The 26,512-nt window shown below is 36.3% G+C and carries 26 protein-coding genes; 16 read left to right on the plus strand and 10 right to left on the minus strand.

Features of this window, described 5'->3' with window-relative positions; all coding sequences use genetic code 11:
* Positions 1 to 352: 352 nt before the first annotated feature.
* Positions 353 to 610: an N-acetylmuramoyl-L-alanine amidase gene (locus tag MHI34_RS17730; protein ID WP_230593737.1), complete on the plus strand. Its 258-nt coding sequence runs from the start codon at positions 353 to 355 to the stop codon at positions 608 to 610.
* Between the two features lie 312 nt (positions 611 to 922).
* Here MHI34_RS17730 and MHI34_RS17735 read toward each other — a convergent pair whose 3' ends face one another.
* Positions 923 to 1,438, minus strand: coding sequence for a hypothetical protein (locus MHI34_RS17735; RefSeq protein ID WP_036117068.1), 516 nt, complete (start codon positions 1,436 to 1,438; stop codon positions 923 to 925).
* A 452-nt stretch (positions 1,439 to 1,890) separates the two neighbouring features.
* Between MHI34_RS17735 and MHI34_RS17740 the strand changes: the two genes are divergently transcribed.
* A complete protein-coding gene (locus tag MHI34_RS17740) occupies positions 1,891 to 2,124 on the plus strand; it encodes a DUF3953 domain-containing protein (protein WP_036117066.1) in 234 nt (77 codons plus the stop codon).
* Positions 2,125 to 2,913: 789 nt separating this feature from the next.
* Here the strand turns inward: MHI34_RS17740 and MHI34_RS17745 are convergent.
* Positions 2,914 to 3,540, minus strand: coding sequence for a DUF4352 domain-containing protein (locus tag MHI34_RS17745; protein WP_036117064.1), 627 nt, complete (start codon positions 3,538 to 3,540; stop codon positions 2,914 to 2,916).
* Positions 3,541 to 4,060: 520 nt separating this feature from the next.
* Complete coding sequence (locus MHI34_RS17750) at positions 4,061 to 4,312, minus strand: hypothetical protein (protein ID WP_342503728.1); 252 nt, start codon at positions 4,310 to 4,312, stop codon at positions 4,061 to 4,063.
* A gap of 796 nt (positions 4,313 to 5,108) precedes the next feature.
* Between MHI34_RS17750 and MHI34_RS17755 the strand changes: the two genes are divergently transcribed.
* From MHI34_RS17755 to MHI34_RS17790, 8 genes are all read left to right on the plus strand, one after another.
* Positions 5,109 to 5,534 carry a thioesterase family protein gene (locus MHI34_RS17755; protein ID WP_338651282.1) on the plus strand — a complete coding sequence of 142 codons (426 nt, stop codon included), beginning with the start codon at positions 5,109 to 5,111 and terminating at the stop codon, positions 5,532 to 5,534.
* Positions 5,535 to 5,545: 11 nt separating this feature from the next.
* Positions 5,546 to 5,920: a DUF423 domain-containing protein gene (locus tag MHI34_RS17760; protein WP_089932718.1), complete on the plus strand. Its 375-nt coding sequence runs from the start codon at positions 5,546 to 5,548 to the stop codon at positions 5,918 to 5,920.
* Positions 5,921 to 6,082: 162 nt separating this feature from the next.
* A complete protein-coding gene (locus MHI34_RS17765; RefSeq protein WP_340811311.1) occupies positions 6,083 to 7,399 on the plus strand; it encodes an SPFH domain-containing protein in 1,317 nt (438 codons plus the stop codon).
* A gap of 14 nt (positions 7,400 to 7,413) precedes the next feature.
* On the plus strand, positions 7,414 to 8,517 hold the full coding sequence (locus MHI34_RS17770; protein ID WP_058843669.1) for a hypothetical protein: 1,104 nt from the start codon (positions 7,414 to 7,416) through the stop codon (positions 8,515 to 8,517).
* Positions 8,518 to 9,053: 536 nt separating this feature from the next.
* Positions 9,054 to 10,259, plus strand: coding sequence for an EAL-associated domain-containing protein (locus tag MHI34_RS17775; RefSeq protein WP_036117053.1), 1,206 nt, complete (start codon positions 9,054 to 9,056; stop codon positions 10,257 to 10,259).
* Between the two features lie 559 nt (positions 10,260 to 10,818).
* Positions 10,819 to 11,004 (plus strand): hypothetical protein, encoded by a 186-nt coding sequence (locus MHI34_RS17780; protein ID WP_036117050.1) that lies wholly within the window; start codon positions 10,819 to 10,821, stop codon positions 11,002 to 11,004.
* 237 nt (positions 11,005 to 11,241) lie between these two features.
* On the plus strand, positions 11,242 to 11,523 hold the full coding sequence (locus tag MHI34_RS17785; protein ID WP_036117048.1) for a hypothetical protein: 282 nt from the start codon (positions 11,242 to 11,244) through the stop codon (positions 11,521 to 11,523).
* A 160-nt stretch (positions 11,524 to 11,683) separates the two neighbouring features.
* Complete coding sequence (locus MHI34_RS17790; protein ID WP_342504482.1) at positions 11,684 to 12,241, plus strand: GNAT family protein; 558 nt, start codon at positions 11,684 to 11,686, stop codon at positions 12,239 to 12,241.
* Positions 12,242 to 12,442: 201 nt separating this feature from the next.
* On the opposite strand, the gene MHI34_RS17795 is transcribed toward MHI34_RS17790, so the two are convergent.
* A complete protein-coding gene (locus tag MHI34_RS17795; RefSeq protein WP_058843672.1) occupies positions 12,443 to 13,327 on the minus strand; it encodes a LysR family transcriptional regulator in 885 nt (294 codons plus the stop codon).
* A gap of 129 nt (positions 13,328 to 13,456) precedes the next feature.
* On the opposite strand from MHI34_RS17795, the gene MHI34_RS17800 reads away from it, so the two are divergent.
* Both MHI34_RS17800 and MHI34_RS17805 read left to right on the plus strand, forming a co-directional pair.
* A complete protein-coding gene (locus MHI34_RS17800; protein WP_249645996.1) occupies positions 13,457 to 14,470 on the plus strand; it encodes an alpha/beta fold hydrolase in 1,014 nt (337 codons plus the stop codon).
* A 680-nt stretch (positions 14,471 to 15,150) separates the two neighbouring features.
* Positions 15,151 to 15,543 carry a RidA family protein gene (locus MHI34_RS17805; protein WP_340834394.1) on the plus strand — a complete coding sequence of 131 codons (393 nt, stop codon included), beginning with the start codon at positions 15,151 to 15,153 and terminating at the stop codon, positions 15,541 to 15,543.
* 54 nt (positions 15,544 to 15,597) lie between these two features.
* On the opposite strand, the gene MHI34_RS17810 is transcribed toward MHI34_RS17805, so the two are convergent.
* Entirely contained in the window at positions 15,598 to 15,843 is a 246-nt protein-coding gene (locus tag MHI34_RS17810; protein WP_036117032.1) for a hypothetical protein, read from the minus strand.
* 825 nt (positions 15,844 to 16,668) lie between these two features.
* On the opposite strand from MHI34_RS17810, the gene MHI34_RS17815 reads away from it, so the two are divergent.
* Positions 16,669 to 17,523 (plus strand): hypothetical protein, encoded by an 855-nt coding sequence (locus tag MHI34_RS17815; protein WP_058843676.1) that lies wholly within the window; start codon positions 16,669 to 16,671, stop codon positions 17,521 to 17,523.
* A 162-nt stretch (positions 17,524 to 17,685) separates the two neighbouring features.
* Here the strand turns inward: MHI34_RS17815 and MHI34_RS17820 are convergent, their stop codons facing one another.
* From MHI34_RS17820 to MHI34_RS17830, 3 genes are all read right to left on the minus strand, one after another.
* Positions 17,686 to 18,549, minus strand: coding sequence for a PhzF family phenazine biosynthesis protein (locus MHI34_RS17820; protein ID WP_058843677.1), 864 nt, complete (start codon positions 18,547 to 18,549; stop codon positions 17,686 to 17,688).
* A gap of 442 nt (positions 18,550 to 18,991) precedes the next feature.
* Complete coding sequence (locus tag MHI34_RS17825) at positions 18,992 to 20,032, minus strand: DUF418 domain-containing protein (RefSeq protein ID WP_058843678.1); 1,041 nt, start codon at positions 20,030 to 20,032, stop codon at positions 18,992 to 18,994.
* Positions 20,033 to 20,129: 97 nt separating this feature from the next.
* The gene (locus tag MHI34_RS17830) at positions 20,130 to 21,080 is read right to left on the minus strand and encodes a YafY family protein (RefSeq protein WP_058843679.1); all 951 of its coding nucleotides are present in this window, start codon (positions 21,078 to 21,080) and stop codon (positions 20,130 to 20,132) included.
* Between the two features lie 100 nt (positions 21,081 to 21,180).
* Here MHI34_RS17830 and MHI34_RS17835 point away from each other — a divergent pair, with 100 nt between their 5' ends.
* The gene (locus MHI34_RS17835; RefSeq protein WP_036117023.1) at positions 21,181 to 21,711 is read left to right on the plus strand and encodes a dihydrofolate reductase family protein; all 531 of its coding nucleotides are present in this window, start codon (positions 21,181 to 21,183) and stop codon (positions 21,709 to 21,711) included.
* Between the two features lie 175 nt (positions 21,712 to 21,886).
* The gene (locus MHI34_RS17840; RefSeq protein WP_058843680.1) at positions 21,887 to 22,408 is read left to right on the plus strand and encodes an AAA family ATPase; all 522 of its coding nucleotides are present in this window, start codon (positions 21,887 to 21,889) and stop codon (positions 22,406 to 22,408) included.
* Positions 22,409 to 22,438: 30 nt separating this feature from the next.
* On the opposite strand, the gene MHI34_RS17845 is transcribed toward MHI34_RS17840, so the two are convergent.
* Positions 22,439 to 23,260, minus strand: coding sequence for a Ku protein (locus MHI34_RS17845; protein WP_058843681.1), 822 nt, complete (start codon positions 23,258 to 23,260; stop codon positions 22,439 to 22,441).
* 107 nt (positions 23,261 to 23,367) lie between these two features.
* Between MHI34_RS17845 and MHI34_RS17850 the strand changes: the two genes are divergently transcribed.
* Complete coding sequence (locus tag MHI34_RS17850) at positions 23,368 to 25,185, plus strand: DNA ligase D (RefSeq protein ID WP_101966711.1); 1,818 nt, start codon at positions 23,368 to 23,370, stop codon at positions 25,183 to 25,185.
* 236 nt (positions 25,186 to 25,421) lie between these two features.
* On the opposite strand, the gene MHI34_RS17855 is transcribed toward MHI34_RS17850, so the two are convergent.
* Positions 25,422 to 26,384, minus strand: coding sequence for an MBL fold metallo-hydrolase (locus MHI34_RS17855; protein ID WP_342503729.1), 963 nt, complete (start codon positions 26,382 to 26,384; stop codon positions 25,422 to 25,424).
* Positions 26,385 to 26,512 lie beyond the last annotated feature (128 nt).

Below are 26,512 nucleotides of genomic sequence, written 5' to 3' on the forward strand. Positions count from 1 at the left end.
CAAAAAAAGCATGATGTTGGTTTGAATCGTAGCTAATCTCATCTATTTAGTGCTGCAAGATCAAGGATTTACAATTGGACAGATTATTCCAGATGCTGTTGTAGTAATGTTTATCTTAAACGAACTAGTTAGCTTAGGCGAAATTTCAGCAAAACTCGGTGTGAATATGTATGTACCAGTTAAGAGAGCATTAGAGATATTCAATACAAAGAAGAAAAAAGCGAAATGACATATGCTTTAAGCAGTCCTTGCTACCAATAAACAAATATCCAATCAAGGCACCATACACAATGGCGCCTCAATTTATCACTATACGCAACAAGGCCACACAGCTAATGAGATTTCATATAGGATTAGCAACAACAATCAGGTGTCTTATCATGTTACTGTGGATGATAAAGAAAGCATTCAGGCTATACCTTTTAATCGAAATGTTTGGCATTGTGGGGGTAGTACTGATCCTAATGCGATAAAGAAAGGAAACTGGCTTTCTATTGATATCAAAATTTGTCACAGCAAAAGTAGTGGATTACGTTATCGAGTTGCAGAGGAAAACGCTGTTCAACACATTGCGAAGCATTTAAAACAATTCGGTTGGGGTATTAAGTAAGTGAAGAAGCACCAGGGTTGGAACGGCACGTATTGTCCGCAATGAATTTTAAATGAAGATCGTTGGAATCGTTTTTTGAAATGAATTAAGGCATCGATGAAGCCAGCAGAAATCTGAAATACCAACAGAAAAGGATGATGACATAATGCAATTCACAAACAAGCTAACTAAAATCGCAGTAGATAAAAAGCCCAACGATAAATCACATCTAGATAAATTCGCTGTTGGTACACTTACCAGAAGTGATTTTGAAGGGAATTAACATTGCACATCGTAGTGTTTAACAGCAAAGGTCAATTACCTTAATGTTTTTTAACCACCTATTTGAATAACGGTTAAAGAACGACTGGCGTAACCAGCGACTAGAGAATCCGACGAGGCACTTACTCCTACTAAGTCTCCGGCAGATAAAGTAGCTTGGACAATGTAGCTTGAACTACTTCTATTTAGTACATTAAAAATAGCTATTCCTTCTAAAAAAATAGGTAGTCCATTTACGGTAATGCTGACAGTGAAATACGGTTGATCTGGATCGGGTAATGCTGTTGCTTGTGCATTTATTGAAATAGTAATTTGATATACGCCATTGTTTTGCACTACTAATTCATTTCCAGATGGGCTGACAGTTACATTAGATAAAGGGCCCACTTGCTCAAATGTAACGGGTGTCGATACAGGCGATAAAAAATCTAATGTATCTCCTCGCAGGGACCCATAACCTAATACGCCAGGAGTGACAGGTGCAACGGGGCCAGGAGTAGCAACAATTTTAGGGAAGTAGTTCGCTTCACTTTGACAACAGCTCGTTTGTGTATGCCTACTAAACATTTCTAGATTCCTCCTTTATAGTTTGTTTAGTATTATATTCTAATCTCTTAAAATGATTTGAATTAATACCCATCAAATAACCAACATAATTATCAACAGCAAGTTATTAATCAAGTTCAGGCGCTCACATGAGTACCTAGTCTTTTTTTATTTCCATAAATCTCCTCGACATTAGGGGAGTTGAAAATAATAATGTACAATCGGAGGTAGGTCGGTGAGGTAAGGTTTTCCTCCCTTGGTATTTATCAAAACCTAAATATTAGGGAAAAACAGATAGAGGATCGATCAGCGCTGAGCAAACTTGTCGGAGCATGACATACACGGTCGATCTATATTTTTAAGAGATTAGGTTTATTAATTAATATAAAAGGTAATTTATTTACATTTATTTACATTTACTCTTTTTTGTAGTATGATAAATAAATATGAAATTTAAAGAGGTGTAGAAGGTTATGCTGAAAATTTTACCAATTGCCTTTGCTATCATAGCAATATCTCTTTCAACTTATGGACTTATTACACGTGATTACCAGCTGAATTTCCTAATGATATTCTTTTTGGGTTTATCTATGTTAACCTTAGGAATTAGAGAATTTCAAAGTAAGAGAAAAGCTTATGGTTTGTTTCTAATAGGAGTATTTTTCTTTTCAACATATGCATCAATTCAAAGTTTCATATGGAGATAAATAAAGGAATGGTTTATAAATGAACTTCCTCCACTTTCCATTTATTTCAGTTAAACTTACTACAGCAACAAAATGCCCGGAAAAGCACCCAATACAATTTGCTACAAAATAATGTGGTGTGTTCTACCACGAGTCGCAAATGAGCTCTCGACAATAGGGTTATCACAATGTCAAAGCTTTCATCTTAGGATGGAGGCTTTTTATTATGTATTCGAAAGGATGAGGAAAGATGGAATTAAACAACATACAAGAGCTAGAACAATACGCCGATGTGTAGTTAGCCAATAATCAATGATTGGTAGCAGGTATTTTTTATCAACTTATGAACCCACCAATATCCAATATGTTATGCTCTGCTCTTTAACTATGTCTGCAATTATTTTTTATAGTATTACAGATATAATTAATGGACTATTTAATGTTAACTGAATTTCAGAAGTAAACAAAAAATATTGTAAGGGTAATCGCGTAATAATATCAAAAGATATTCTATAATTTTTATAGAAAAGCACTCTTGTTTGAGGGTTAAGGAGAGAGATTCTGGAGCTATTCAGTTTACTAAAATTGACCTAGAACCTGTTTGAACGAAATTAGAAGCTACTAAAATATTAAATTTAAATGATGCTCCTGTTACACTTGGTTTTAATAAAGTCGAGAGTTTAGATATAGTAATTGAAGAATTATTAAAATTACGACATATAATGTCTGGTGAAGGTGAGTACGAATGGACTGCTAGTGGAAGAATTGTAGATAAAAGCTAAATATGAAAAGCCACTCATTTGAGTGACTTTAATAATGTCTTAGATTAATCATACCTGTTTCAGTACCGAAAATACCCGTTTGTACTTGCAGTTGTAAATCAGTTGCTTCTGCTACTTCTGGAGCAAGGTCAAATACAACTTTACCTTTAATCTCCATGTCAGGGTTTACTTCTTGTAAGAAGAAGCTATTTTGAATGTTACCATCTTCACCTTGGTTTGCTGACATGCTAGCAACACTATCGGATTCATATGTTTTTTCACCACGTTTTAATTTGAAGAAACTAGCATCAATTGTTACAGCTTTATTTCCATTGTTTTTGTAAGTAACATCTAACACAACATATGTACCACTTGCTTTTGTAGGTAATACAGAAGGCCCTACTTGATCTGTTAAACTAACTCCATTTAGAGTAAACACTGCATCTCCAACTTCTAAAGGAGTATCAATTACGGCAATCTCTTCTTTTTCTTTAGCTTTTTCATCATCTTTTGATGAATCTTTATTTTCTGGCGCTTTTGCAGAAGTCTCAACTTTATCTTTAGAATCCTTCTCCTTTGTTGTATCATTGCCTCCTGCCATATTACCAATGGCGCCGATTACAATGATGGCAACAATTAAAATAAACCACCATTTTTTGTAGAAAGGTTTTTTCATGTAAAATAGTCTCCTTTGTATATGTTGTTAGTACTATTAAATTATATCAATATTACCATGTTATGTAAACTTATTATACTAGAATATGGTTCAAGCTTAGTAAATCACTCAAAGAAATAGCCAGGTGCTCAACAGAGTACCTGGTTTTTTATTTGTTTATATAGAGTTTTGATAGATATTCACTAGAATAATTATGTATATTTTACAGAGTTTTGAACATCGTGGGAAGCCTATTATTGAGATGTACCAATTAAACAACACAAGGAGGAAATTATTTATGGCAATTAATAAAGGAAATACTGATTTTAATTTAACTGTTTCACAAACAGGGGATAAGAGTTTAAAAGTATCATGGAACTGAAACTAAAGTGGCCAAGAACAGAACAGTTTTATATAAACAAGATAAGAAGTCACCCATTTAAAATAATGAGTGACTTTCTTTTGTTATTTATCACAAGCTAATCCATCACCATCTCTAAAGGCACTTTCTCTCCGTTTTCTCGTTTTAAAAATAGGGTAGCTACCGATTTATATTCCCGATATTAGCTCCCATTGCTCCAGCTATAGCTCCCGCATTACCGAATTTACTTCTGATTACTGTCCAGCCAACTTTACTTGAAGTACTCTTTTGGACATTTTCTACACGTTCCCATTTAATTAATTTGAAAGTTTCTGGTTCTTTGAAGTCTACAACAATATCTATATAACCGTGTTTAGGTTGTTGTAAAACGTAATTAAAACCACTTTCTTTTATCTGTTCTTTTCCATTCAAGATGGTCATGTTTAGCTTGATTGCTTTAGGTGCTTTTTCTTTCTTTTGAGGTATTGTTTTTTCTGGAATGCTGAAGATATTTTCAAATTCATTCGCGAAAGGTTTGGTTGCATTATCATTAGTTAGTTTGAGTTTAATCTCATTCTTTAAATAGGTGAAATCAACTTCTACAGCTAATATTTTTCTGTTGACGATTTAGTTACTAATAGCAATTACATCGTAAGAAACAAATAATTTTCCTTTTTTATCTTTTTCCAATGTAAGCAATCTTTTAGTAGTTAACAAGAATAAAAAATAAGTTAACTTTTTTGAAGCGGTTGTCGCAGATATTATCTGTTCATCATGCTCAATATGAGTTGACAAAATATTTATATCTTCTTCAACAAACGAAATAACCTGTTTACCAGCTGGCTATAAATAAACTCTTATTTGTTCTTGTATATTCAAATTAACTTCGTCTTTCCATATAGAATGTTGGTAATAAAAGAAAACTATATCAATCCTGTTTGATGTTGTCAGTACGTTATAAATAATAAATAGGTCACTTATTTGAATGAAATGAGTAACCTACTGTGTGTAAATACAGATTAGTGTAACTGCTCGTGCATGTTTATTTATTAATCATAAAGAGGTACCCCAGTGTTTATATGAATTATATTTCATATTAGAAAAATCCATATATATTTTAGATATTTAAGAAATGCTTCCCTCTATTTTTCAACGTTCCAATTTCCATAGAGCAAAAACCCCACCAAATCAATACTTTTACGCTATAATGTAGGACGAGGTGAAGAAAATGTTTGTGAGTGAAAAACAGATTGAGATTCGATATGCGGAGACCGACCAAATGGGCGTGGTGTACCATGCAAACTATATCATTTGGATGGAGATTGGGCGTTCGCAGCTGGTGAATGATGTAGGTTTTGAGTATGCTGCTTTAGAAAAAGATGGCTATGTTTCGCCAGTAATGGATTTATCGATTTCGTATAAGGCAGCCATGCATTATGGACAAGTAGCGACAGTACGTACTTGGGTGGAGAAGCATGATCGTTTACGAACAACCTATGGCTATGAAATTTTACATGAGGATGGCACGGTGGCAGCCACAGCTCAATCCGTACATATTCTTGCGCATAAGGATACATTGCGCCCGGTCTCTTTAAGTAAAATTGATCCTGCTTGGGATGCCAAATATAAAGAAATTGCTGTTGAGGCAAAATAGGAGAGCAACAGATGGAAATGTTTTTAGTGTTAGGTGCGATTTTGGCAGGTCTTGGTGTTATTTTAGGTGCTTTCGGGGCACATGCACTGAAGGATAAGTTTGCTTCACCGCATTATGCAGCGATTTGGGAAACGGCTGTGCAATATCAGATGTATCATGCTTTAGGGATTATGGGGCTAGGTATTCTCTCTAATGAGGCACTTTTAGGAAGCTCTAGTCTGCTTTCTTGGGCAGTATATTTGATGTTTACAGGGATTGTTTTCTTTTCTGGTAGCTTATATGTGCTTGCCGTGACAGGTGTGAAAAAGCTAGGGGCGATTACACCAATTGGCGGAATGTTATTTATCGTCGCATGGGTGCTTGTTATAATAGCTGCCTTATCCTAATAACGAAAATGTAACGAGACAGCTCTTATGATTCATTTCATAGAGGCTGCTCGTTTTTTTAATTATACGAAGAAAATGAAACAATTTGTCTGATTTTGCGTATTACATAGTATTGATAGATGATAAAATAAGCTAAACATTAATATGAAGGTGGGAAAAATTATGGGTTTATTAAAAGCAGGAGTTGGGGCATTAACAGGCGTCTTAGAGGATCAATGGCGTGAGTATTTCTATTGTGAGGCATTATCTGCAGATGTTCTTGTAACAAAGGGTGTGAAACGTACTTCTAAACGAGGTTCAAATAAAGGCAATGACAATATCATTAGCAATGGCTCGATTATTGCCATCAATGAAGGGCAATGTATGATGATTGTTGAGCAGGGGAAAGTTGTTGAATTTTCTTCAGAGGCTGGAGAATATGTTTATGATACGTCAACAGAACCATCGATAATGTTTGATTCAGATTTGTCGCAAGGTATTCTGGAAACGTTTAAGCAAATAGGCAAGCGTTTCACTTTTGGAGGAGAGCCTGCGAAAGATCAGCGAGTTTACTATTTTAATAAGAAGGAAATTGTAGGGAACAAATATGGAACACCTGCACCCATTCCATTCCGTGTCATCGATCGCAATATTGGTTTAGATATTGACATTGCAATTCGCTGTCACGGGGAATATTCATATAAAATTATTGATCCATTATTATTCTATACAAATGTTTGTGGCAATGTAGAGCATGAATTCACAAGAGTAGCAATTGATAGCCAGTTAAAATCGGAATTAATGACAGCATTACAGCCTGCTTTCGCGCAAATTTCAGCAAGTGGCGTTCGTTATAGTGAAATACCTGCTCATACAGTTGCTTTAGCAGATGCACTCAATAAGGTATTATCAGAAAAATGGCTTGCAACACGTGGCTTGGCTGTTGTGTCATTTGGTATCAGTACGCTCAAGGCTTCTGATGAAGATGAAGCCATGATTAAACAGCTACAACGTAGTGCCGTTATGCGTGATCCAGGCATGGCAGCTGCCCATTTAACGGGTGCGCAGGCAGAGGCTATGATAGCAGCTGCTAACAATGAGGGCGGTGCGATGGCAGGATTTATGGGCATGAATATGGCCGCACAAGCTGGTGGCGTCAATGCTAGTCAGCTTTATCAAATAAATGAGCAAAATAAGCAAGCTGCGATGCAAAATCAAGCAACGAAAGCAACTGATACATGGACTTGTGCATGTGGTCATGAAAACACGGGGAAATTCTGTTCAGAGTGTGGTGCGGCAAAACCATTGGAAGAGGGCTGGGCATGTACTTGTGGTGCGGTCAATAAAGGTAAATTCTGTAGTGAGTGTGGGGCAAAAAAACCAGCTGGCGCTTTACTTTATGTATGTGATAAATGTGGATGGACACCAGAGGACCCAGTGAATCCGCCTAAATTCTGTCCAGAATGTGGCGATGTTTTTGATGAGAATGACGTCAAGTAAGGAGATGAAGACTGATGTCAACGCAAGATGTTGAAAATGTCAAACAAGTGCAGCTTGACTTTGATGCGGAATGTCCGTCATGTAGCGCATCAATTGAATTTAATCCTTCCACGGGTAAACTGACTTGTCCGTATTGTGGCTTTGAGACTGAAATAGCAACGCCTGATCAGGAGGAACAAAAAGTTGCCCAGGAAATGGACTTCTTCAACGCAGAAGAACGTGGGAATTTCAATTGGGGCGTGGAGAAAAAAACGGTCATTTGTAAAGCCTGTGCTGCTGAAACGATATATGATGCTCTGCAGGTTGCAGATAGTTGCCCTTACTGTGGTTCCAATCAGGTTATGGAGGCTAGCGCTGAAAATACACTTGCACCGAATGGGGTATGTGCTTTTGAAGTAACAGATAAGCAAGCAGGAGAACATTTTCAAAAATGGATTAAAGGCAGATGGTTTACACCGAAAGCTGCTAAAACTAGTGCAAGACCCGATGCTTTTAAAGGAGTATATCTTCCATATTGGACATTTGACTCCAAAACAAGCTCTAGATATTCTGCTAGATATGGACGTCATCGAACAGTTACTGATAAAGATGGGAAAACGCACACGGAAACCGATTGGTATTCAACAAGTGGCTTTTATCAGGAGTTTATCGATGATCACTTAGTCAGTGCAACGACCCGATATGATCGCGACATGATGCGCAAGATTGAACCTTTTAATCTTTTAAATAATAAAGCCTATAAACCAGAATATGTAGCTGGATTTTTATCAGAGCGTTACAGTATTGGCTTGCAGGATGGATGGAGCCAAGCAAAAAATGAAATCCATGATCATCTCCATGCACAAATTACGTCCAAAATTCGTTGGGAAAATCGTGCGGATGTAGTATCAAATTTACGCTTTTCCACAAATCATGATGATATTACATACAAATATTTAATGTTACCGATTTGGCTATCCTCCTTCCGCTATAAGGAAAAGATTTATCGCTTTATGGTGAACGGACAAACAGGGCGAGTAGGCGGCAATGCGCCAATTTCACCACTTCGCGTAACCATAGCTGTTCTGTTATCGTTAATGGTACTAGCAATCATTTGGTATTTCTTCCTGTCTGAATAATGATGAGCAGCACTCCAATTTGGAATGCTGCTTTTTTTCATCCCTGACTTCTGGGCGACAGACTGTTTAGATTTTTCGAGCAGATGGGCTATTGGACATAGATTTTTTTACAATAAGTATTGAAGGTTGAAATAACATAAAATTGTCCTGAATTGCTGGGTAAATGACTGATTTATTTAGTATAGATAGGGTTATTATCATGTATTGTCATGGCTGTTTCCGCGGTATGCTGCATACGTTATAGTGAGAGTACAGCCTTGAAAAAATGTTTTACTGGTTTAAAAATGATCAGATAGTAGAGAAAGCAACCTATTCTGTCTGAAAGTCGTTAGAAATGGTGAAAATCAAACACTGGTTAAAGCGAAGAAAAGGCAAAAATTTAGGTTAGATTTTCCATTAATTATGATAAGTGAAGTTGCGATTTTACTTTAAACCACTTATTATACAGTCAGAGAGCATTTTTTAAGCTATTAATGCACTATATAATGTTATTTTTGAATAACAATAAAAAGTTATTCATAATGGAGGTTTCGATGATGGACGCAATTGAAGTGTTAACAAATTTAGATCAAATACATGGGTATTATCAACCGATATTTAGCGCAGACGCGCATACGGTGATTGCCTACGAAATTTCCGGACATCTCCAAATTGAAGGGCAACAAATTAATTTAAAGGATTTCGTCAATAATGAAGATATTCCAGAAGAATATCGAATTGATATGGAGCATAAAATTTTACATGCGGCATTAGCCAAAATTGATGAGATTGCATCTGATATAGATATTTACATTCCAAGTAATCCAAATTTACTAATGCAAGATTTTGGTGAAAGTCATTTTAATATTATCCAACAATATATAGCTGAAGAGGATTTACGCCGTATCGTACTGGTTGTATCAGAGCACCGTTTTTTAGGAGATATAAATAAATTACACCACGCCCTGCGTTATTTTACGACTTTTGGGGTGAAAACCGCTGTGCAGGAAGTTGGAGCAGAAAGTCATTTAGAGCATATTGCTTTATTGGCACCTCATATTTTAAAGGTTAATACACGTGATTTAAATTATGATTCTTGGTCAGCCCAATCGGACATGATTTCCGCTATTGGTAGCCTTGCCTATAAAATTGGTGCCAATCTTTTATTTGAAGATATCGAAACGGTGTACCAGCTACAATTTGCCTGGAAAAACGGCGGTAGATTTTATCAAGGTCCGTACCTAGCGAATCCAGCAATGACCTTTGTCGATAAAGATGTGTTAAAGGAACGCTTTAAAAAGGAATGCCAGCAATTCATTACTTCTGAAAAGAAAATGCTAGAGGCGCAATATGTGCAGTTGAAAAAATTAAGAGAGGAATTAGAGGCAATTGTTCACCGTGTGAAACCAACGAGCGACAATGTATCCCAGCTAGAATATCTTGCCGAGTTATTGGATAATTACTCTTTCCGACTCTATATATGTAATGAGGATGGTTTCCAATTAACACCTAATATTATGCGAATTGATGGTAACTGGGAAGTACAGCCAAGAGCCATTAATAAGAACTGGAGCTGGCGCCCATACTTCCTCCAAACAATTATTAAAATGCGGAATGATCAAAGTGGGGAAATCTCAGAATTATACCGTGATATTGAAACAGGGGAAATTACTAGAACATTCTCCATCGCCATCAACGAACATGAATATTTGTTTGTTGACCTTTCCTATGACTATCTTTATGAGCACAGTATTTTTAGGTAAGCCTAGAAATGCTTACCTATCAAGGGTTATGGGGCGTAACTTATGATTGTACCCCAAAGTTGAAGATTAAAGTGCTTTATCCGAATTTAACTTAACCTTTACGAATAGTTCTCTTAAAGAAGGTTTTCATGAATTTATGCCATAGACTTTTGTTAACTTACAAAGCTTTCATCTTAGGATGGAGGCTTTTTGTATGGAAATATATACCACATAATTTCAAATGGTCAAATCAAGCGAAAATAGGTGGTAGATTAATGGGAAGTGTAGAAAATGAAATATTCGTGATAAAGTAATGTTGTACTAAAGTATCTGTTGCATCTTTAAAGTTGTTCTTGCGATTATGAGTGATAATGGTGTAATATAGCTTCAACAAATAACCCGAGCTTTGACATGAAAAAATTTAAAACGTTTATTGATAAAGTATTTAAATGGCCAGATATACGTCAAAAAATAATAAAACTTCATCAGATGCCCGAGGATTTTGCAGTTCCACATAATTCCCCTGAATTTAACTATTTTAAAGTTATTATTCAAGTTATAAACAAAAAGGACGGAGGTAATGAAATATAATAAAACAACAATGCTAAAGCTTATCAATGAACATCGAGCGTTGCATGATGAATTAAAAAAGCTAAAATCTGAAATGGGTTTAGAGAAAAACTTCGCAGTAAAGGCATTGTATCATTCATTTGTTGCAGAAGATGGTCCTTACATGAAAGAATACCAGGATTTAGAGCGATTATAATAAATCATAGTACCACTAACAAATGGTTGGGAAAATAAGGGGAAATCCTTAGTTTAATTTAGTGGAGCATCATTCAAGTAAGGAATGATGCTCTTTAATTTTAGAAAGAGATATTAAGTGTGTCAGAGAGAGCTTCCTTTGCTTTTTTTAGAGATTAGGCATCAAAAATGTTTTAATTTGCTATTCATAACCATATAATACTATTAAAGCTATTATTAGTATGAATGGAGGAATTAAATGGAAATAAAAACACAAAATAAATTTATTGATTTAGTGAAAAATACCATTAGTAATAACGGACAAACTATCGGAAAGCGTCTTGAAGATAAGCACAAAGGCTTTGAGAGCGGCTGGAAGGTTGATGGAAATGAAGTTGTGTTTTGGGTTAGTCCTACACTAAGTCTTAGTGATTATACAGGAAGCTTAATGAATGAATTTAGTTTCACTATAGCTTTTGACGAAGAAACAGATAAATTTATTGTATCTGGCAATAGTGCTAAGTCTCGAACTTTGTTATAAATAATCAATTATTGAGTCACATCCAATAGATGTGGCTTTTGTTTTTGTAATGATAAAAAGAGTTGCATGTACAAATTGAATAGTTATGATAATTTTCTGAATATAATGTGTTACTATTTATTTATGAATAATGCTAATGATGGTGAAAAAAGGAGTTATGATGAGTATAAATTTCGAATTTAAAGATTTTCCTAAATTGGAAACGGAACGCTTCATCTTACGAAAAGGTATAGTTGATGATTGCAAAGATATTTTTGCACTTTATTCTGATGAAAAAGTGGTCAAGTATTTGCCATTAACATTATTTGCTTCAGTTGATGATGCATTACATGAATTAAACTGGTATGATAAAATTTTCAAAGAACAAACTGGCTTAAGATGGGTAATTGAAGAAGCTAAGACCAAAAAAGTGATTGGCACTTGTGGTTATTTGAATTATGAGAAAGAACATAACCGCATAGAAATCGGCTACGATTTAAAACCTGAACACTGGGGAAAGGGTATTATGCAAGAGGCTTTAAGTAAGATTATACATTTTGCTTTTACGTCGATGGGAATAAATAAAATCGAAGCGAAAATAGAGCCAGAAAACAATTCATCTATAAGATTGTTGGAAAAATTAAATTTTAGTCAAGAGGGTGTTTTGAGACAACACGAACTTGAAAAAGGGAAGTATGTTGATCTTGCCATTTTTTCAATATTGAAAAGTGAATATTAAGAGATTTAGGAAGAAGTCATGCTCCGTAATGGGAGGTGGCTTTTTTTATTGCTTTGAACATAGCCTCAAGCAGCCTTAATTTGATGTTGTAGTCACATTTTTTAAGTCCGTTGTGCACTAATTTGAGTCTGTTTCCTTTCTTTAGAAAAAGGTCGATTCAGTATCATTAACTTCTGAATCCGCCCCTTCCTCCTAAGAATATTACTGTAGTAAATTTCTTGCTAAATCTGTAAAGGCTTTTATCGATGGAGAAATCCATTTTTCTTGATGCCACAACATTTGAGTGGCAAATTGTATTTCAGATAAATCCCAAGGTAGAGGGATCAGCTCACCTCGCTCCATTTCTCCCTTTAGCGCCATTTTTGGTAATAAGGCAATACCGAGTCCCGCCATTGTACATTGTTTAATGGCTTCTACACTATTAAACTCAAGTTCAGTCAAGCTGTCTGCCCCATTCTTTACCAAAGTACGATAAAAGAAAGTCCGATAAGAGCAACCTTTTTCACTTAATAGAATATGCTCTCTATTAAAATCTTCTATGCTTAATGTAGCACGAGAAGCTAATGGATGGTCGGGGGAAACAACCATAAGAAACGGTTCGTCCAATAAAATTTCTGTATGAAGATCTGATGATACGATCGGTTCATCTAGCATAAAGACCACATCAACATCTCCTTCTCTTAGACTTTGTTTCAAATTTTGACCAGACAAAGGCTTAAAAAGCAGACGAACATGGGGATATTGTCGACGATAATCTCTGAGTAATGCTGGTAAACGGTATGTACAGAGTACTTCGTCTGCACCAATGATAATTGTGCCAGTTAATTCTCCGTTCTGACTGGAGACACAACGGGCTTCCTCTATATCGTTTAATATTTTGGTAGCATAGGGCAACAACTGGTGGCCAGCATCTGTTAATACGACACTCTTGCCCAAGCGATCCAATAACCTGACGCCCAATTCTTCTTCTAACGCCTTGATTTGCATGGTTACAGTAGACGGAACATAGTTCAACACTTCGGCAGTGCGACTAAAACTGCGAGTGGAAGCAAGCGTCCAAAATGTTTTAAGCTGACGGATTTCCATTGATACAGCACCTCTTAATTCAAAAAAAATGAACGTTATATTCAAAAACGTTTCGTTGATTTGATGGTAACAGTATCGTAGAGTAAAAATCAAGCTACACGCAAAATTTTATAAAAGGGGATTTGAATTATGAAAGATTACGAAATTTATTCACTTGGAGATGTCTTGCTACAATCGGGACAAAAATTGCCTCAAGCTTTTCTTGCTTATAAAACCTATGGAACTTTAAATACTGCAAAATCAAATGTGATTGTTTATCCCACTTGGTTTGCTGGCCAGCATACGGATAATGAGTGGTTGATTGGTTCTGGCAAAGCACTTGATCCAGACAAATATTTTATAATCGTGCCTAATATGTTTGGGAATGGATTATCCTCCTCTCCAAGCAATACACAGGCTCCTATGGATAAAGGTAATTTTCCACTTGTAACGATCTATGATAATGTTCGGTTACAACATCGACTCATAACTGAAAAATTTGGTATTAAGAAAATTGCTCTAGTCGTTGGATGGTCACTCGGTGCGCTGCAAACCTTTCAATGGGGAAGAAGTTATCCTGAGATGGTCGAACGGATTGCACCGTTTGGCGGAACAGCAAAGACCAGACCACATGCACAAGTTGTTTTTGAGAGCCTTATCGCAGCATTGCAAGCAGACGCCAACTGGAAGCGAGGCTTCTACACTAATCAGCCTACAGCAGGACTTGCTGCGATGGGACGCGCCTATGCGCCATGGGGATTTTCTCAAGCCTACTATTTAGAACAGCTCTATCAAGAAGAAGGGTACATGACATTAAAGGCATATCTAGAAGATTATTGGGATAAAGTGTTTCTTTCCTTTGATGCAAACGACTTGATTGCCATGCTACGAACAGGTATTAACGGAGATATAAGTGCTAATCCTCAAGACAACAGAAATTTTGAAAAAGCGTTAAACTGTATCACTGCTCAAGCCCTTGTTATGTCAGGGTCGACCGATCTTTTTTTTCCGCCAGAGGATAATACTTATGAAGTAAAGCACATGCCTAATGCAGTTTATCGACCAATCGAATCTAAGTGGGGACATTGCTTCGGAATTGGACAAAACGAACAGGATTCTCTTGAGATAGACAACCAATTGAAACAGTTTTTACAATTGGTATAGCAAATTTATGTATGGAGTAAAAGTGAATTTTTATTTGGCATTCATATTGCGAAGAGGGCTAAACGTATAAAATCAATTCACCTTTAATAGAACCTAATTCGAAAAACACCCTCCAAAAAAGAAGTGACTATCTATGCCTCTCCAGTAATAGGTAAGTTAAAAATTAAATGAAGTGCAGTATAGAACCATTATGGCATTTATGAATACAACAATTTTAGATAGTCTGTTCAGAATTTGTTGAGGATGCTATGCTATTTTAGTAATGAACACGCATAGGAACAAAAAAACTAGGTGCTCCGATTAGGAGAGCCTAGTTTTTTAAGATGAGAAGAGTCACTTGGGATGGTGTGACCCTGGTAACAAATTCGGAGGTGTAAGGCTAATTTCGCTTTACACTATTATTTATATGCTGTATTCGTTATGGTTATATAGTTAATTGCCTGAGAAATAATAATAAAGAAACTCATAAATCGTCTCTACGCTTCCTTGATTAGCTAGGATAGAAATGGTAAAGTGAAAATAACTTTAGGGAACAGGAGGAGAATTTACATGAAAAAAAGATCTATTCGTTTTTTAAGCATGGGTATAGGGTTCTCCACGGCTGTTTTTTTCTAAAATCGTTGAACAAGGGATAAGTTTGCCCTTTTTTAGAAAAATAAGAACCTAAAGGAGTATGGAAGATGCCAGTAAAAATAGTGCGTAAAAATCCAATGCAGGTGCCTTACCCAGTCGGAAAATATAGCCATGTAACAATCATCCCGAAAGATGCAACAATGTATGCATTTTCAGGACAAATAGGTATCGGTCAAGATGATCAATTGCCTCAAGGATTCGAGGAACAAATAACCAATACATTTAATAATATAGAAACGATTTTAGCAGCTGAGGAATTGGATGCTAGTCATGTAGTCAAGGCTAACATTTGGGCAACAGAGGAGATTGATTGGGCTTATTTCGATCAGCAATGGAAAGCCATGTTTGGTGATTCCTATCCCTCTATGACTGTTGCTTATGTTACGGCTTTAGGGCTACCAGATATTAAAATAGAGATTGATCTTTGGGCTGCTAAATAGCCTAAAAAACGACAATATCCAAAAGATATTGTCGTTTTTTGTATAAATACTGTTCTAACGTAACATCCTTTTTAATTGCTTCAATTCATAATTTAATTCGTCAATTTGCTTTTGTAGTTTGTCAATATCATTGCTATTGCTTTCATTTTCCTTCAACTCATCCTCTAAAGCAAGACCAGCCGCAATAGTTGCTATTGCGTCACCGAGTGTTGTAATGGCTCCTGCAATGACCGCCAGCTTAGCTGCTTGGCTAACTGATTCGATCCCCTCGCTATTCCTATAGCCCTTGTTATTTTTCATAAAATCCTCCCTACAAAAAAGGGTATTATTTGCATTATATGTTTAGGATAAGTGACAGGTGAAGAATCATTTGGCATACATAGCCTAAAAGGTTACTGATGTTGGCAAAGAGGCAATAGAAAACCACCTACAACAATATAACACTGGGCTCGTTTTTTAGCTCTGATTGGAGTGGTTGTTGATCCTGCAAGCAAAGAGGCGTATAAAATGCATTTTTTTAAATGACAGGTTTTGAATAATAGTGGTGAGTGAAGGGCAACGGTTATTAACAAAGAGAAATTCACTGGAGCGAAAGCAGACCGACCACAATTAAATAAGCTGCTATCTAAAACAGAGGAAGGTAAGAAGCTTGTTAGAACCAAACCCTTACAAATAACTTTTGCAACAGTGGGGTCTCTTTATAGGGAACATCATTGATTTCATGAAGCCCTCCTATGTTTAGCACCAATAATCAAGTGGTTATTTAAAGAGGCGTTTTCCAGAAATTTTGCGATTTTTGGAGGCTTTTATTACATAGCTATTTCAAGGTAATTCAAAGAATAAATAATTATTTTACCTTATGGTAAAATATGATGTCAATAATAAATTTGTAATTTTTTTAAAAAATGTTATAATAGTCTTACAATTACTTTTTTAAAATCGTATTTCGAATTCAGATGTCCTTTTTTACAGATAGAATTTGGGTACGTTTTTTTAATATCCTTTTTTAAGCCGAAGAAAAAATCAAAACAGTTATGTGTGCTTTAAAGGAAGTTAGTTGAATAAAATGATTAATTTACTATCTAATAGTAACCGAGTTTTTATTCCTTAAGGAGGACTAGAATAATGAATCTAATCAATAAGAAAGTTACACACAAGCGTTTTGGCATAGGTAGTATAGTTAAGCATAATGATTCTAGTATTGAAATACATTTCGGATCGGAAAATAAAAGGTTTGTTTTCCCTGATGTATTTGGAAAGCACCTAAAAATACATGATAAAAGTGATGCTAAGTTACTTGAAGAGATTATACAAAAAAAGGAAATTGAGCGAAAAGAGGAAGAATGGAAGAAGGAAGAGGAAAAAATACTACAAAGAAAAAAACTGGTACTTCGTTTGGAACACGAAAAACTTATGCAAAACCATAAACTTCATCCTGCATCACAAATGGTTTTTTGGTGTGACACAGAAGAACAGGATAGTTCTTTTTCAGAGTGGAAAGTTTTTTCGGGCATATTAAAAAGTGGTAATAACAAAGGAAAGCCAAACAAACCGAGCCGTTTGCACCAAAATAGCGCTGTCCTCTTAACAGCAAAAGATTCCAGCATGCTTGAAAAAGACAGACGTATCTTAGGTGTCTATATGGTGAATGAAAACTTTGTCGGCAAGCTTTGTGAAGATGGATATATTCCAGCTCATTCAAAATACAGAATTCAACTTACAGAACAGGAATCGGATCAGCTGCTTTTCTGGCACTATTATATCAATGAAAAATTCCCCGAAAAAATGACATGGAATACAGGTAAATATCGTTATTTTGAAAATTTATGGATGGCTCAAATTTTGCTTGATATAGTTTCATTAAAAAGTGACACAAATGAACGAGAGCTGGCACAACAATTTTTTAAACATTTTTGTAAAATGAATCAAATAACAGCCCAAGAGTTACCAAAGCCTAATGGCGCATTAACGCGTATATAGATGTTAGTCCAAGGATTATAAGAATGACGAACAACTATTTTTTTAGCGGTATATTTGATTGCATTTTACCAAGAAGAAAAGACAAAGCATCGAATAATCAGATACTTTGTCTACAGTCTGAGGTTGAGAAATTATTTTCTCAACCTTTTTATTCGGTGTTTTTTAGTTACACTCAATATTTTCTACATTTAAACACTTAGTTTCACAATAATAGCCTTTGCCGCCAACATAAACTTTTTCTATTTCATTCTTGCTATTGGTTGCTAATTTAACTAATATTTCAGAAGGTGAGTGTAAAGAATACCCTTGTTCAAATACATAGACTTCTTTTTGCAAGTAGTGCTTTTCATAAAGGTAGCAAGCTAATGCACCGTTTGAAGTTCCAGTCGCTGCTTCTTCATTGATGTCGTATAGTGGAGCAAAATTTCTGCATATAATTCGATTGTCATTAAAAGTATATAGATGCATCCCGACAACATTATAATACTTGCTGATTGTTTTAATTTTTTCAAAATTAGGTTGCAGTGCATGTAATCGTGTTTCGCTTTTTATAGGAATTAAAATATCTTTTAAGCCTGTGGAGACAATTTGAATTGGGTATTTATTGTCTATATCTTTAATGTCAAAACAGTCGATGAACTCGTTTGGAGATACAATATCATAGAATTTCGGTTTGTTTTGTTCCATAAATATGATGTCATCTTTTATGGTAATAGTAAGGACACCGCTGTTCGTTTCAATCGTATAGCTATTCCTGAAAAGTTTATTTAAATGCATCAGTATCGCGAAAGAGCCAATTGTGGCATGACCACATAAATCAACTTCTTCTTTTGGTGTAAAATACTCAAATTTATAATCAGCAATTTCAGATTCTGATATAAATGCGGTTTCCGCATAGCCCAGTTGTTTGGCTATTGCCATTTTTTGAGTAGTGGTCAATGTATTCTCAATAAATACCACTCCTGCTTTATTTCCGCCTTTATGATCCTTGCTAAATGCACTTGCAACATAAACAGATATTTTCATAAGACACCCTTCTTTCCTCACTTATAGTAAATTGTAGCATAGAAAGCACTAGGTATAAATGATGTTGGATAAATTTGCTATAAAGCAAGAGACAAACTATTTTTAGCATCTGAACTCTCCAGAAATAGTTTATCTACAGTTTGAGTCACTAGATTTATTTTCTTTTGTTTCCTATAAAGTGTCCCAAATGTTTACTTTCGGTTCTTAATAGCTATTTTATAAAAATAAAAAAACAGCGTCAGCACTGGGCTTACGCTGTTTTTAAATTAGTCACATCTGCATATTTCTGACCGTAATCGTATGTATGCAATAAGTGACCAAATAAAATGGGGATGTGTTTCTTGCTGAAGATATGAGCAAAGATGGAAAGCGAGTAGGGTACATTACCAATATATGACGTTTAATCCACTACTGATAGGTGTTTATCATTGACGATAAATAATTAGTGCCCTTTTTTGCTTTGGCGTAGGGGAGGGGCTGTCCAATAGGTACCCATTCGCCACAGCCATTCCATAGGGCCAAAGCGGAAAAAATGTAACCATAGCTTGCTAAAGAGCAATTGACAAACATAAATACCTAGACAAATCCACAAAGACTCAATGTAACGAAGCTGTCCAATGAGTTGGAAGGCATGACCGATTACTAGAATAAGTGCGGTTTGCCCCAAGTAATTGGTTAAGGCCATTCGTCCATATGCCTTTAATGGTGATAACAGTTGTTGAAATAAAGAGTTTTGTAGTAATAGAATGATTGTCCCCATGTAAAATGCCGAAGCGAATGGGCTAAACTGTAATCCGATTAATGCAAATTGCTCGATATTTGTAATATGGACGTCTAGCTGATCCTTAGACAGCTGATCCATCGTATCGATTGCATCAGGGACATACTGCCATTGATAAATCCAGCTAGCAATACTTATACAGCCCATAACAATCGTTACTAGTATGATTTTATTTCGATGAATTGAGATATTTTCAAATAAGCGATATTGACCAGCAGTTAGACCTAGCAAAATAAGTGGAAAGGGCATCAAAATTTTAAGGCCCCAATAAGCAGTAATAGCTAATAGGATTAATCCAATGATTAGATTGAATTGTTTGCGTATTTTATAAAATGGCAAGGCTACAAAGCCAAAAATGGCATAGACCGTTAAGGCTTCACCTGGTTGGAAATAGAAATGGACAATCCCCATAAGTAATAACATCAAAAGTCTGCGACTAAATAAGGAATAAGCTTTTTCATTTCTTGCAAGGGCACGAGAAATAAAAAGATAGAATCCTATACCAAATAAAAATGAAAAAATGATGAAAAATTTACCCTCTATAAAAAGAGTTAAAAAGCGACTATAGGCGATATCGCTCGTTAATGTAGGGGGTTCAATCCACATTAATGCGGGAATATTAACTAAAATAATGCCAAGTAGAGCGAATCCTCTTAAATAATCTAATGTATCAATTCGTTTGTTGTTGTCGGTTGGTTGCAACGGTCATCTCCTCCTTCAAAGCCAAGTATAAGATAGTTTACTAAAAAGTAGTAACGATGAAGGTTACACGAATCTGACGAAATTGTCATCTAACAGATTAGCTTTCATTTGGCTCTGGATATATCTCTAATAGCTCGTGTGCATGCTGACGCAATAGTTGAATTAATGCTTGGGGTTCTTTGACAATCGCATGTGGACCGAGGCGAAAGAAAAGGGAGCTATTAAATTGAAGTTCACCTTGATCGATTATCGTATCAATATAGCCTGTACCATCACTAAGTAGGACAACAGCTTTTTCAAGATGTGGCTCACTTAAACATTGACGAACCCCTTCACTTGATAATTCTACATATAAGCGAATAGGATGTTGAGGTTCATAGGCACTTTCGAGCCATTGCTGCAAATTCATAGTCGTCTTATGGCTTTCATCGCTGGCTTCAATGGCATGGATACGATCAACACGAAAGAGTAAAATTTTTTCGTTTGATAATAGTAACGCAGGCATATACCATAAGCCATCATGAGCGTACACACCAATAGGCTGGACATGCTTTGAAGTGATACCAGACTTTGATTCATATTGGATATGCAATTGTGATTGCTTGATGATTGCCTCTAAAACGTCTGTTAAGAGTGGTGTTGTAATGGCCCTTTTAGGATTCCAAAAGGCCATATAGGATTGCAGCGTATCCACCTTTTTCTTGGCCTCCTTCTGTAAGGAATCATAAAGCTTTTGAGAAACAGACTTCATTTCGGTATTAAAAGGTAAGTCACGATAATAATGCAAAGATTGGAACGCAAAGAAAATAGAGACCGCTTCTTCCTCAGTAAATAAGATAGGGGGGAGAATCGCATTTGACAATACTGTATAGCCGCCATGTCTGCCCTGCTCCGCATAGATAGGTAGCCCCATGTCACTTAAATCTAAAAGGTAACGATGCACCGTTCGCACCGAAATATTGAATGTGTCGGCAATTTCCTGCGCTGTAAATTTCTTTTTAGCACTGACAAATAACAAAATATCAATTAATCGTTTGGCTTTGGACATATTTTTTCACCTTTTTATTTAATCATGCCAATAGTTGTCATGTTTTATATCTAGTATAGAGATTGTACAAGAGATTTTCAAAAGAACAGGAGTTGACGAGATGTCACGAGAAATAGTGGTATTTATCGGATTAAGTGTAGATGGATTTATTGCCAAGGAAAATGATGATTTGCAGTGGCTTGAAGAAACAGAAGGGGAAGGAGATAATGGCTACTCCGATATGTATCAAACTATTGATACTGTTATTATGGGCAAACGAACATACGATTATATTTTAGCGCATAGCGATACGTTCCCATATCCTGATAAAAGGTGCTATGTGTTTACAACATCTCAATCTGGGAAAGATAAACATGTGACGTTTGTTCAAGAGGATGTTGTCGCATTTACTAAGCAATTAAAAGAACAACAAGGTGCAAAAATTTGGATGGTTGGTGGTGCGGGGATTCTAGACGCCTTTTTACAGGAACAGTTAATTGATGAATGGATTATTACCATTACTCCCCATTTGCTAGGTGCAGGGATATCTTTGTTTAAATCTCCACGTCCGTTCGAAAATTTAAGGCTACTGGAGACAAAGCGATATGGTCAAATGGTGCAAATGCATTATCAGGTGAGAAAAGAGGCTTAAATCGAGCCTCTTTATCCGAAGATGCGAGAATTTACATTCGACTGTATCAAATATGATGATAAAGTCTCTTTCTAAATGGAGGTAAGAAATAGGAACCTCCTCTTTACCATTGTTGAAATTATTGTATAATAAAGGGAATATTTCTACAAAGATACATAAGATGGGAGATGATTCGGTGACGATAGGATTTCCACAAAGAATACATATTATTGGATCTGTTGGCAGTGGGAAAACGACATTAGCGAGGGAATTATCTAAAACCTATCAGATTCCTTTTTATGAATTAGATAATGTGGCATGGATTCGAAAGTATTCAGGGGATATTAGGCGAACAGATGAAGAAAAAAAGGAGCACTTACAAAGCATTCTCCAAACGAACATTTGGATTATTGAAGGAATTCATCAAGAGGAGTGGGTTGTTGAAAGCTTCCAACAAGCTGATTGCATCATCTTTCTCAATACGCCTTATCCTATTCGTGTCTTCCGTATTATGAAGCGGTTTATGAAACAAAAAATCGGTATCGAAAAAGCCCATTATCAGCCAACATTTTCGATTTTCTTTAAAATGTTTCGTTGGAATAAACGCTTTGAGCAGAAGGGGAAACCTAAATTTTTTAAACAACAAAGCGATCTGTTAAATAAAATTTTAGTAGTTCAGCATAAAAAGGATTTGGATCACTTCCTTCAACAATTCTAAAGCGTATCCCGATAAAAGGATACGCTTTTTTTAAGCATTTTTCTTTGTGCGTGTAGTACGCTTTCTTGTAGCTGGCTTTTTTGTTTTATCTAAGGAAGCCTGTAGTGCTGTCATTAAATCTGTGACATTATCAGGAATTGGACGTTGTTTATCACTGGTCGCTATCGTATTCGTACCTTTCTTTTCCTCGATTAATTCTAGTAAAGCATTGCGGTAATCGTCCGTATATTTTTCAGGGTTGAATGTAGTCGTCAATTGGTCTACCAGCAATAGAGCTGTTTCAAGCTCCTTTGGTACAACATCCTGTTCACTTGGAATATTTGGAACATCCCCAACACTTCTCACTTCATCTGGATAGTGAATGGTTTCCATCACGAGGGCATTTTGATAAACGCGCACGATGGCAAGCTGTTCCTTAGATCGAATAATAATTTTAGCAATGCCAATTTTTCCTGATTGCTCTAATGTTTTAAGTAATAAGGAATAGGCCTTAGCTCCGGTTGCATCAGGAGAGAGGAAATAAGTGCGCTCAAAATAAATGGGGTCAATTTCAGTTAATTGCACAAAATCAATAATTTCCACAGCTTTATCTTCATTTTCCTTACGCAAGTTTTCTAAATCCTCTTGATCCAACACGACAAATTTATTTTTGGCATATTCATAAGCTTTGACGATCTCTTCATCTTTTACTTCTTGGTTACAGCCCTCGCAAACCTTTTTGTAGCTAATCGGCGTATGGCACTCCTTGTGAAGCTGTCGCAATTTAACATCTTTATTTTCAGTAGCGGCATGTAGTTTCACAGGGATATTAACCAGTCCAAAGGAAATACTGCCTTTCCACACTGTATGCATTGTTTGTCACCTCGTTTTTCTTACTATGATATATTTTGATGCTTTTTATGTATCTTAAATTGAAATCATCAAACACTGAAAATAAAAAGCAAAGTAGGTATGGTGAAATGAAACCAATGCTTTTAACGGAAACAAATGATATTCCTAGTGGCGGTGAATGGTTATTTGAAACGAAATATGACGGTTTTCGCTGTATATTAGTTTGGGATGAAGAGCCGCTGCTCATTAGCCGTAATGGTCGAAATTTAAACCACTTGTTTCCTGAAATTTTGGCTTTTTGTCAGCAAATACATGCGTCCATTCAAGCATTTTTACCACTAACCTTAGATGGGGAGTTAGTTTATTTACGCAATCAATACAAAAGCGAATTTGCCATTGTTCAAAAAAGAGGGAGAATGCAAAATCAAGATGCCATTGAGACACATGCAAAAGCTTTTCCTTTTCGCTATCTTGTGTTTGACGTGCTAGTTTTCAAAGGGGTGTCACTGCAAAACCGCTATTTAAAAACACGTAAAGAGCAATTGTCCAAGCTTGCAACAAGATTAAAACTGCCAAGCGTCGACTATGAGGATCCAAGGTCTATACAAATGATCCAAGGTGATGAGGACAGAGAGAATGTATGGCAAGCCATCAAGGTTTACAATGGTGAGGGCATGGTGGCGAAGAAGAAAACAAGTAAATGGCTGGATAACACCCGTTCTAGTCATTGGTTAAAAATTAAAAATTGGCGTTATGTGACGGTCATAGTAACGCAGTATGATCAGGTCAATGGCTATTTTCATGGCTCAATTTATGATGAGGGACAAATACGAGAAGTCGTTACATTTAAGCATGGCATGGCTGAAGAAGAACAGCAAACACTTGTCGCATTCTTTCAGGCAAATGGGCAGCGCCATAAAGGACTATGGCAGTTAGAGCCTTCTATTTGTGTCGATATCGCATGTATAGATTTCGACGGCAGTAAGCTTCGAGAGCCTAGATTTCATGCTTTCCGATTAGAGCTATCACCAGAAGATTGTCAATGGCAGCATATGCAGCGGCAGCTTTTTCCAATCCCCGAATCAGTACCCATTACCCATCCAGAGAAACCAGTGTGGCCTGCAATGGGTATAACAAAGGATTATTATTTATCCTATTTACAAAGCATCGCGCCCTATTTATTACCTTTTCTAAAGGATCGTCCACTAACATTAATACGATTTCCACATGGTGTTCCAGGAGAAAGCTTTTACCAAAAAAGTAGACCAGAAAAACTGCCTGATTTTGTGGCAACGACGGCGATGGATCATATTGATACTATAATATGTAACAATATGGAAACCCTTTTGTGGTTAGGAAATCAACTGGCTATAGAGCTGCACATTCCATTTCAGACACAGCATTCCATTTATCCAACAGAAATTGTTTTCGATTTGGATCCTCCCTCAGCACAGCATTTTTCATTAGCTATTACAGGTGCACTTGATTTAAAGGACATTATTGACTTTTTTAATCTACAATCTTTTGTCAAAACATCGGGCGGGAAAGGCTTACAGCTTTATATTCCATTACCCGAAAATACTTTTAGCTATGAAGAGGTGCGTGTGTTTACTGAATTTGTTTGTCGTTTTTTATGTCAGCAAAAACCGAATTTATATACAATGGAGCGTTTAAAAAAGAATCGTCATGAAAAATTATATTTAGATTATTTACAGCATGCTGAGGGTAAAACCATTATTGCTCCCTATTCCACTCGTGGCAATGTACAGGGCTTAGTCGCAACACCTCTGCATTGGGGGGAAGTTCATGAGAGTCTATCACCAGAGTTCTTCACGATTCCTGCTGTCATGGAACGTATGAAAAAAGGGAGTAACCCCTTTCAATCATTTCGTGAGGTGGGGGAGCAACAGGATTTTCAAGCTGCTTTGGATCGTTTAAAAGAATGATTCCTTTTCAAATTTATCTAGGTGAATACATGGCCCTTCTAAACCTAGTAAAAAGAATAAGCAAGCATCAGCTAGTAGGAAAAAAGCAATCCTACTGAAAAACAGGCTAGTTTTGACTACATTAGCAGCAGTCCCCTTTATAGGGATGCAAGTGGAGAAGCTAAGCGTTTCGCAAGTTTCCTTGTGGCCCCGAAAAGAGGTGTCTCCAAAATCACTAGAGACACCTCTTTTTACTGTTAGCGTGACGCCTGGGTATTTACTTTTTCTAAGTAGTCCAGTATGCCCATTGATGACACAATCGTATCGAACGGGATTGTTTGATAGACTGGATGATCTGTGGGAATGTCGTTTTCCTGTAAATAGCTGAATAAAAGCGTCTTTAAGCGATCATCTAGATAGCGAACTTGCTGCTGGAAGTCACTTGATGCCGCTTGTGCGTTTCTGCCCTCTGCTAGAAAGAGAGGCGTCCAATAGCGCACCTGACGATAAGCCTCTGTTGGATTTTTATACGCACCGTAATGGCCGAAATATAGTTCACTTGCATGGAGCTTTTCATACAATTGAAGAGATAGCTCCATTGTTTCTGGGTCGTACTGGTTTGGAGAAGTCGACGGAATGATTAAATCAATCGCTTCACCATCCATTTCTGGGTAACGAACGCCTGTTGTATCCCCGACAAACAAGCCATTTGTAGCAGAATAAAGCATTGAAACATGATGTTTAGCATGACCTTCTGTATGAAAGAACGTTAAATGATGTTGTCCTAAAGATAGACGCTGTTCATGGCTAACCTCAATAATTCGCGTAGCATCGATAGGCACAATTGGATCAAAGAGTTTATCAAATTCAGCACCATAAACGCTCTTTGCACTGGAAATAAGGCGACTTGGATCAATCATGTGAGCCGCCCCTCGTGGATGGACTACTAATTTGGCATTAGGACAGCTTTGTAAAAATAAACCTGCGCCGCCAGCATGATCTAAATGGATATGTGTCACGATTACATAGTGAATATCCTCTAATGCAATATTTAATTCCTTTAATCCTGCCATAATATAAGGAACGGAAGGGCTTGCAGAAGTTTCGATCAAGGCAATTTTTTCATCCATTAATAAATAGGAGCTCGTTCGCTGCACACGATTTAAATCATGTGTGTCAATACAATAGAAATTTGGTGCGATTTGTTGGACATTAGTCAAATGTATTTCCCCCTTTTATTTCAAAAATGACTAAAATATGCTTTCGAATGCAATATTTAGCTACAAAAAGTAGTAGTTATACTATATAATAATAGAAAATTAAACTGAATGTCCATTCATTTTTTAGG

Origin of the sequence: Lysinibacillus sp. FSL L8-0126, assembly GCF_038630385.1 — a bacterium.
Taxonomy (GTDB): Bacteria; Bacillota; Bacilli; order Bacillales_A; family Planococcaceae; genus Lysinibacillus; species Lysinibacillus fusiformis_D.